The following is a 659-nucleotide window of genomic DNA, read 5'->3' as shown; positions in this document are numbered from 1 at the left end:
GCACAGTCCCGTGAGGCGGAGGCCCAGGCCGGGCGGCCCGAGGAGGCGGGCGAAGCGCCCGGCGCTCATCGCACCGCCCATCGGCAGGACGCAGACCCCCTCGGCGGCCAGGTTCCGGCCCCGGCCGGCGGCCAGCGCGTCGACCGCCGCGGCGTCGCTCGGCCCCTCGAGCAGGACCGCCGTCCGTACGGGCAGCCGCACGGCCAATTCACGTGCGGCCACGCCGGAATCACCGGCCGCCCACGCCGCGACCGCCTCCCGGAACGTCCTCATGTCGGTCATGCGACGAGTCTGAGCCCCTCCCGGCCGCCGCGGTAGCGGATTTCCGCCGGGCGTCGGCCGGCGGTGGGCACGCGGGCCGCATCGTGAGATCACGGAACGAGCGGGAATGACAGGAGGAAGAGCTTCGTTGGCACCTGTCATGCCTGCATCCACCGTACGGTCCGCGGCGTCCCGCATGCCGCTCGCCGTCTACGTCCTCGGCCTCTCCGTGTTCGCGCTCGGCACCAGTGAGTTCATGCTCTCCGGGCTGTTGCCGCCCATCGCCGACGACATGGACGTCTCCATCCCGCGGGCCGGGTTGCTGATATCGGCGTTCGCGATCGGCATGGTGGTCGGCGCGCCCCTGCTCGCGGTCGCGACCCTGCGGCTGCCGCGGA

Annotated in this window: 1 protein-coding gene and 1 pseudogene; one reads left to right on the top strand and one right to left on the bottom strand. The window is 73.6% G+C overall.

The features are described 5' to 3' along the window. Positions 1-282, bottom strand: a 282-nt coding sequence (locus B7L92_RS38865; RefSeq protein ID WP_368656286.1) for a TOPRIM nucleotidyl transferase/hydrolase domain-containing protein, incomplete at its 3' end; no start/stop codon positions are given. 175 nt (positions 283-457) lie between these two features. Here B7L92_RS38865 and B7L92_RS38860 point away from each other — a divergent pair. After that, positions 458-659 (top strand): annotated as a pseudogene (locus B7L92_RS38860) (Cmx/CmrA family chloramphenicol efflux MFS transporter); the annotation flags it as partial.

Source organism: Streptomyces viridosporus (assembly GCF_002078235.1).
In the GTDB taxonomy this organism is placed as follows: domain Bacteria; phylum Actinomycetota; class Actinomycetes; order Streptomycetales; family Streptomycetaceae; genus Streptomyces; species Streptomyces viridosporus.
The sequence above is the reverse complement of the archived record's forward strand: the minus strand, read 5'-3'. Positions and strand labels throughout refer to the sequence as shown.